5 protein-coding genes and 2 pseudogenes are annotated in these 7,642 nt (G+C 72.6%); 1 reads left to right on the top strand and 6 read right to left on the bottom strand.

Annotated elements, in window-relative coordinates; all coding sequences use genetic code 11:
* The 4 genes and pseudogenes from ABNT58_RS16695 to ABNT58_RS16680 form a co-directional block, all read right to left on the bottom strand.
* Positions 1-666 (bottom strand): annotated as a pseudogene (locus ABNT58_RS16695) (hypothetical protein); the annotation flags it as partial.
* 6 nt (positions 667-672) lie between these two features.
* On the bottom strand, positions 673-1,707 hold the full coding sequence (locus ABNT58_RS16690) for a MoxR family ATPase (protein WP_348754575.1): 1,035 nt from the start codon (positions 1,705-1,707) through the stop codon (positions 673-675).
* 6 nt (positions 1,708-1,713) lie between these two features.
* Positions 1,714-3,786 (bottom strand): hypothetical protein, encoded by a 2,073-nt coding sequence (locus ABNT58_RS16685; RefSeq protein ID WP_348754574.1) that lies wholly within the window; start codon positions 3,784-3,786, stop codon positions 1,714-1,716.
* Complete coding sequence (locus ABNT58_RS16680) at positions 3,783-4,988, bottom strand: hypothetical protein (RefSeq protein ID WP_348754573.1); 1,206 nt, start codon at positions 4,986-4,988, stop codon at positions 3,783-3,785. Before ABNT58_RS16680 ends, ABNT58_RS16685 begins: the two co-directional genes overlap by 4 nt.
* 128 nt (positions 4,989-5,116) lie before the next feature.
* Here ABNT58_RS16680 and ABNT58_RS16675 point away from each other — a divergent pair, with 128 nt between their 5' ends.
* Positions 5,117-7,153, top strand: a complete 2,037-nt coding sequence (locus ABNT58_RS16675; RefSeq protein WP_348754572.1) for a PEP-CTERM sorting domain-containing protein — start codon at positions 5,117-5,119, stop codon at positions 7,151-7,153.
* A gap of 52 nt (positions 7,154-7,205) precedes the next feature.
* Here ABNT58_RS16675 and ABNT58_RS16670 read toward each other — a convergent pair.
* Together ABNT58_RS16670 and ABNT58_RS16665 are read right to left on the bottom strand one after the other, a co-directional pair.
* Positions 7,206-7,409: pseudogene (locus tag ABNT58_RS16670) on the bottom strand (toxin-antitoxin system HicB family antitoxin); the annotation flags it as partial.
* A 44-nt stretch (positions 7,410-7,453) separates the two neighbouring features.
* The coding region (locus ABNT58_RS16665; RefSeq protein ID WP_348754571.1) for a cysteine-rich CWC family protein at positions 7,454-7,642 on the bottom strand (189 nt) is incomplete at its 5' end.

Genomic DNA, 7,642 nt, shown 5'->3' with positions numbered 1-7,642 from the left:
TGGCGCTTCGGTCACCAGGGCCAGGCGCCGGAAACGGCGGAAGCCGCCCTGGCGCGCCAGCAGGGTTTCCAGCTCGTCGGCCAGGCCGCGCCACAAGGGCATCGCGGCGCTGTCTTCCACCAGCAGTGTGGCGCTGAAGAAGCGTTCACGCTCGGGCACCAGCACCGGCGACAACAGGCCGGTGTCGGCCAGGCGCTCGGCGGTGGCGGCTTCGTCGATCACCAAGCGGGTGGCCGAGCGGCGGCGTTTGCCCAGCGGGCGCAGCGCGCGCGCCAGTGCCGGGCCGTCGCGCAGCGCGGGCACGCCGGCCACGCGCAGCGCACGGGCGCGCCAGGCGTCGTCGGTGGGGGTGCCGGCGACGCGGGCATAGACGCCGGCGCCTGCATCGGCCGCGGTCGGGGCTGCGCTGGGCAGCGGCACCTCGGCCTCGGGGCCGCGCGCGCGGGGCTGCTGCGGTGGCGCGGCGAGCGGCGGGGGCGTGGCCGCTTCGGGGCGAGGCTCGATCGGCGGGGCCGCCGACTTCGGCTCGTCCATCGCCGCCACCGGCCCGGGCAGCCAGCGGCTGAGCCACAGTGCGTCCAGCAATTGCGTCGCGTCGTCACCCAGGCCGGCGGCCTGCAGCCGCGCCAGCAGCGGGCGCAGGTCGGGCGTGAGGGGGTCGTTCACAGGTTCTCAGCCCAGCGGCTGCGTCACCCGCTTGACCAATGCATCTTTCTGCTCGGCCGGCAGTCCGGCGCGGCCCACCACCAGCAGCACCGCGTTCAGCAACTGGTCGGTGGCCAGGCGTTCGGTGGCGGCGCGCTGCGCGAAGTCGGCGATGCGCTGCTGCACCTCGGCCGCCAGTTCGCCGTGGAAGTACTCGGTCAGATGGGCCTGCACCACCTGCGTCAGCCGGGCCACGTCCTGGCAGGGGTCAGGCATCTGCAGCCGCAGGCAGCGGCGCAGGAAGGCGGGCGGAAACTCGCGCTCGCCGTTGCTGGTGAACACCACCAGCGGAAACTGCCGCGCCTGCACCCGGCCGCCGGTGACGGGGTAGGTGTCATCCGGCCCGCCGCCGTGCACGCGCACCGGCACCGTGGCGTCCTTCTGGCGGGCCAGTTCTGGGATCTCGAACTCGCCTTCTTCCAGCACGTTCAGCAGGTCGTTGGGCAGGTCCAGGTCGGCCTTGTCGATCTCGTCGATCAGCAGCGCGCGTGGCACTTGCGTGGGCAGCAGCGCCGTGCCCAGCGGCCCCAGCCGCAGGAACTGCGACATCGGCAGTTCGTCGGGTACCGGCTGGCCGGCCTCGCGCTCGGTGAGCGCCTGCTGCGTGGCATGCAGTCGGCCCACTGCGTCGTAGGTGTACAGGCCGTCGCGCAGCGTGCTGCGCGAGGTGATGCTCCAGCGCAGCGGCTCGCCCAGCCGCAGTTCCCAGGCCACCGCGTCCACCAGCGACGACTTGCCGGTGCCCGGGTTGCCGGTGACCAGCAGCGGCCGCCGCAGGTAGAGCGCGGCATTGACCATCTCCACGATCTCGGGCGTGGCCTGGAAGGTGCGGCCGCGCTGCTGCATGGCCGGCGGCAGCTGGTCGTCGGCCGGAATGCGGCGCTCGGCCACCACCCGGTCGGTGCGGTAAGGCCGCCACGGCGGCGGATCGGGCAGTTTCGTGATGCCGTCGTGCGGCACGCGGGTGCCGAGGAACAGGCGCCAGTCGGTGGGCTCGGTCATCGCGGTTCAGGCGCCCAGGCGGGTCGCGTAGGGGTTGTGTTGAGGATCGTCCCACAGCAGCCGCAGGCGGCTGCCGGGGTGCTGGCGGGCGATGGCATCGGCACGCCGCAGCTCGAACAGCTTCTTCAGCGCCTGCGGGCCGCGGCAGGCCTGCAGGTCCTGCCGCAGGCGCTGCGTGTCGTCATCGGTCCAGGGGCCGGTGCTCCAGCATGCGAAGGGCAGGCCGTCGACGTACATCACCTCGCGCGATTCGTCGTCCAGCGGGGCGGTGGCCTGTGCGCGTGTGAGGCCGATGCAGCAGCCCGCCTGGTCTGCCTGCAGCCGGCCGTGCAGCAGGCCTTCGGCGATGTCGGCCAGCGCCAGCCAGTGGATGCACAGGCCATGCTGGGCAAAGCGTTGGCGCAGCAGGTCGGCGGTGTCGCACCACTGCAGGATTTCGGGCGTGTGGCGGCTGTGGGCATGGGCCAGCGCTTGCAGCCGCTCGGCCAGCCGGCGCACGATCAGGTAGCGGCTGCCCAGCGGGCGCTGCATGCGGCCTTCGCCCACGGCCAGCGGGTGATCTTCCACCGCGTCGTCCAGCTGCTCGGGCGGCAGCGCGTATTCGATGATGAACTCCGGCCGGCCGGCCTGCGGTGCTGCCTCGGCGGCTTCGATGCCGGCGCGCAGCAGCAGCTGGCGCAAGGCGGCGGCGCGGCCGCTGCCATCCGCCTTCACCCACAGCGGCGCTGCATCGTCGTGCAGCGTGCGCACCTGGGGTGGCTCGCCGATGAACAGCCAGCCCTGCAGCTGCGCCGCAGTGCCCGGCTCCGGCGCATCGGCGGGCTTTTCCAGCACCAGCACGAAGCCGGGGACGGGTGGGGCTTGCTCGGCGGCAATGGCCTCGCGGTAGTGCTGCACCCGGTCGGCCTGGCCCTGCTGCTTGATCCACACCAGCAGTTCCGGGTGGTGTTGCGCGGCCTGGTCGCCCAGCAGGGCCTGCAGCCGCAGGGCCCAGCGCAGCAGGGGCGGGGGCGGGGGCGCGGTAGGCTGCCCGGGCGCCTGCTGCGGCAGCGCGCACAGCAACGCGGCCATGTCGGCCACGCCGCCCTGGGCCGCCTGCAGCTGGCTGTCGGTGAGCGGCACGCCGCACAGCGCGGCCTGGAAGGCCTGCTGCAACGGCTCGGCCGGCACGCCCTGCAGCGCGGCCAGCAGCCGCGTGCCGGGCACGTCGGGCGCGAGGGTCACGCCACTGTCGCTCAAGGCATCGTCGGGGATGCCGTGGCACCAGTCCACCGGGGTCTGATTGCTGCCGGCAAAGGCCTGGCAAACCTGCTCGTACGCCTGCCCGAAATCGGGCCATTGGCCGGCGGCCGGCTGGCCCAGCGCGGCCAGCAGGCGGCTGCTGAACAAGGCCACCGACTCGCGCACGGCCAGCCCTTCGGCCGATTGCGCCACCTGGCCCGGCGCGGCGGCCAGCAGCACGCGCTGCTGGATCTGGCCATCGGCGTTGGTGGTGTTGAAGCCGGTCGGGTCGGTCAGCCGACGGTCGCGGGCGGTGGTCATCACGAAGTTGGCGCAGGCGTCCACCACCAGCAGCTGCTGGCGCAGGCCGGCGAAGGGGCGCGTGCGCAGGGCCTTCATCAGCGACACCGGCTCCAGGTTGCGCGGCACCTGGGCATGGGCGTCGGGGTAGAACAGCCGGCGGCTGCGCCCCGCATCACGCTGGTCGATCACGCCATGGCCGCTCCACAGCAGCAGCAGGCTGCCGTCGGCATGCTCGGCGGCCAGCGCGGGCAGGCCGGTGTCCAGGCTGACGAAGTCGAGGAACGCAGCTTCGGTGGCGGGCAGCAGGCGGGGCTGCTGATGCGGGGGCAGGGCCGACCATGACTGCCGCCATGCGTCCACCAGCGGCTGCGACACCGGCTTGGGCGACAGCATCAGCGTGATGCGGGCCGGCGGCACGCCGCGCGCCACCAGCCAGTGGTACCAGCCGATGGCGTCGCGCACCGGGCCCACCAGCGGGTCGTCGGCGTACACGCCGCATTGCTCCACGCCCACCAGCACGGCGCAGGCATGTTCGGGGGGGCCGTCGAACCTCATGCCATGAAGCTGCGCACGTGCTGCCACAGCTGGTCGTTGGCCCAGTAGGCGCTGTGGCTGTGCGGGAAGGGCTGGCGGCTGTGCACCTCCGCATCGGTCACGCGGCCGGGGAACAGGCCGCCGGCCACGTAGCTCAGCAGGTCGTTGAGGTCGAACACGTTGAGCCAGCGCGGAAACCCATCGGGCAGCGGCTGGCCGCTGCGCAGCAGGCTCAGCGCATCGGCCTCGTACAGGTAGGGCGCCTGGCTGCCGCAGGTGATGAGGCCGGCCACCGGCAAGCCGGGCTGGCTGGCCAGCAGCTCGACGCTGGCGATGCCGCCCAGGCTGTGCGCCAGCAGCCACACCGGGCCGTCGGCCGCGCAGGCGCGGATGCGTTGCTCGATCAGGCCGCGGATGGCGGCGCCGCCGTGCGGGGTCTGGTAGCGCAGGATGTCGTGGGTGGCCGCGAAGGAGGCATCGGTGACGCCGGTGCGCCGGCGCCGCAGCACCGGTGTGGCCAGGCGTGCGGCCAGGCCGGCCAGCGCGCCCAGCAGCTCGTCCTTCAGGCCCCTGGTGGCGCCGCCCAGCACGGCCACGGCCTCTTCACACAGAAGGTCGCGCAGCGCGCCGTCCAGCACCGGCAGGCCCCGGGCTTCGGCGGCCCGCGCCCAGGCGGCCACGAAGGCGCGGGCCACCAGCGCGCGGCTGCGCTCGGGCGCGGCCAGCGAAGGCGCTTGCAGCGCGTCTTCGAACACGCCGCCCTGCTGCAGCAGGGCGAGGGCCGCGGGCACCAGTTCAGTAGCTACATGGCCGCTGCGGGCGAGCGCCGGGTCGGTGGGCTGCAGGCCGGCCAGCTGCGACAACGCACGACGGCCCGGCGCCTGCGCATGGGGCGAGCGGGCCACCGGCAGCTCATCGGCATCGGCCGCCAGCGCGGCATAGGCGCGCAGCTCGTACAGCGGGTCTTGATAGAGCAGCTGCCAGCGCACTGCCTGCTCGTGCACCGAAGGGCCGGCGCCGGCGTTGGAGCGGCCCACTTCGTAGCCGGGCACCGACAGCGGGTTGTCGGTGATGGTGGCGCCCACATGGTCGCCCCACAGGCAGGGCTGCACGTCGAGTGCCGGCCCCAGGTGATGCGCCGCCTGCGCGCGCACGGCCGCGAAGCTGGCGTCGTAGGCGGCGCCGCGCACGCCGGTGCCGTGGACGAAGAGCAGGGTGCTCATGACGCCATGATGAAAAAGGCGCTGCCGGCGCCACCCCGGGCGGGGGCTGGGCCGCCTGGCGGCACCGCCCTAGCGTCGAGGTTTTGCCGTAACCGCCGCATCCGGCGCTTGTCATCCAAGTTCACGTAATGCTCCTCCAAGCCCCACTCCACCTGCGCGCCTGCGCGCTGGCTGCCGCGCTGCTGTGCGCCTCGCCCCTGCACGCTACCACCTTCACGGTGGGCAGCGGCACCACCAACACCTCGGCGCAATCGCTGGCCAAGAACCAGACCGGCAGCATCGAGGCCGGCGGCACGCTCAGCGTCGGCGGTGGCAGTGTGGCCGTGACGCTGACGGGTGACAACGCCAGCTTCAGCAACCTGGGCAGCGCGCTGCAGACGGGCACCGGCCGCCTGGTGCGCGACAACACCGGCGTCAGCGGCTTCACGCTGACCAACGGCAGCAGCGCCAACAGCAGCGCGCTGATGCGCACCGCCGATGGCGACGTGGTGCAGATGAACAAGGCGGTGGGCGGCATCAGCGTCGTCAACTGGGGGCAGATGGTGTCGCTCAATGCCTCGGGCGGCGGCAACCAGGTGCTGGACTTCAATGCCGTGACCGATACGGCCAACAGCGTGCTCAACAACGCCGGCGGCCTGATCGAAGCCCGCGAGGCCGATGCCATCCGCACCGGCCGCAACGGCAGCGTGGTCAACTTCGGCACCATCCGCGCCACCACGGCCACGGGCTCCAGCAGCGACGCGATCGACGCGCAGAACAACACCGGCCTGGACCTGTGGAATCGCGGCAGCGGCCAGATCATCGGCGGCCGCCACGGCATCACCGGCGGTGCGCCCAACGCGACTGAGAGCTTCACCGCGCTGGTGCGCAACGAGGCCGGCGCCAGCATCATGGGCATGAACGGCGCTGGCCTGAACTTCGACGGCTTCAATGCGCGGCAGGTAGTGACGGTGGTCAACGCCGGCACCATCAGCGGCCACGGCGTCACCGGCGATGGCGACGGCATCGACATCGACGGCGTGCTGATGCTCACCAACACCGGTGTCATCCGCTCGATCAATGCGGTCTCGGCGCCGGCAGCGGGCCTGGCCTACAGCGAAGGCCTGTCGGTCGGCGGCGGCACCCTGACCAACCGCGGCCGCATCGAAGGGCTGGTGGCCGCCGGCAACACCAACGCCGTGGGCCGCGGCATTTCGCTGGTGGGCAACGACATCACCAGCGGCATCCACGCCGGCCAGCGCGAGGCCCTCTATGCGGATGCCGTGGTGGTGAACCAGAGCGGCGGCGTGATCCGCGGCGACAGCGACGCCGCCATCTACGCCGGCGGCCTGACGGGCAGTGGCCGCACGGTGAGCATCACCAACCACGCCGGTGCGCTGCTGCAAGGCGGCGGCAGTGTCGCGGTGGTCACGGTGGCCAGCGACTACGCCACCACGCTGGTCAATGCCGGCACCATCGACGGCAGCGCCAGCGGCAAGGCGGTCGAGCTGGGCAGCGGCGCCAACACCGTGCGCATCGAAGGTGGCAGCGCCAGCGTGGCGGGCAGCCTCCACGGCGGCAGCGGCGCGGCCAACACGCTGACCTTTGCCATCGGCGCCGGCAACAGCTTCAGCTACGACAACACCCTGAGCGGTTTCCACCGCGTGGTGGTGGAAAGCGGCACGGTGACGCTGAGCGGCGTGAGCAGCTACACCGGCACCACGGCGCTGCAGTCGGGCGCGGTGCTGCAACTGGATGGCGTCGGCCGCCTGTCGGCCGCCAGCGCCCTGGAACTGGCCGGTGGCACCCTGGTGCTGCTGAATGCCGCCGGCCAGGACGCGCAAGGCTTTGCGGCGCTGTCGGTCATGGCCTCGTCCTTCATCGCGCTGGGTGACGCGCGCCTGAGCTTCGCGGCCCTGGGCGACGTGGCCAATGGCGCCACGCTCACGCTCACCGGCGCCAGCGCCGGCAGCCCCTATGCACTGCGCGTGGCCGGCAACTGGCTGGGCGACACCCACTTCCAGGGGCTGCTGGCTGCCACCACCGTCAACGGCCTGGCCGCGACGGCGGTGTTCGACGGCAGCTACACCAACGTGTCAGCCGTGCCCGAGCCCGCGACCTGGGCGCTGTGGCTGCTGGGCCTGGGGGTGGCGGGTGGCTTTGCAGCGCGTCGGCGCGCGGCTTGATCGCGGGTGAGCGCAAGCAGCCGCGACGCGGCTGCTTCAGCGGTCAAAGGGCTTGATCGGCGATGGGTGTTGGCCCCGGCTCGCCGCTGGCCTGCATGTCGCGCACGCAGTCGGCCACGACGCGTCGAATGCCGGCCAGGGCTATTTCAGGGGTCTCGGCAAGCCAGGAGAGCGACGGGAACTCGGCACACAGGCCCACGTGCTCGCCGTCTTCCGCAGACCAAGTGACGCGGTAGGTGTAGTGGTCAGGGTTCATCGCTTTGCCTCTCAGCCATGCGTCAAAGGCGCCGCCCCGGCGTTCTAGTCGGTGCCGCCGTGTGCGGCCAGCTCGGCCAGACAGGTCACACACAAGCACCTGCTGTACTGCCGTCGCAGCTGCGCCTGCAGCTCGGCGCTGAGCACCAGGGTGCTGCAGGCGCAGGGGCCGGGGTCGGCGGCGCCGCAGTGGAAGCGGCCGCCGCAGCGCGGGCAGGTGTCGTCCAGCGCCGC

It is taken from the genome of uncultured Aquincola sp., from assembly GCF_964001545.1.
Lineage (GTDB): Bacteria > Pseudomonadota > Gammaproteobacteria > Burkholderiales > Burkholderiaceae_C > Aquincola.
Note: the sequence above shows the minus strand (reverse complement) of the source record. Positions and strands in the feature narration are given on the sequence as shown.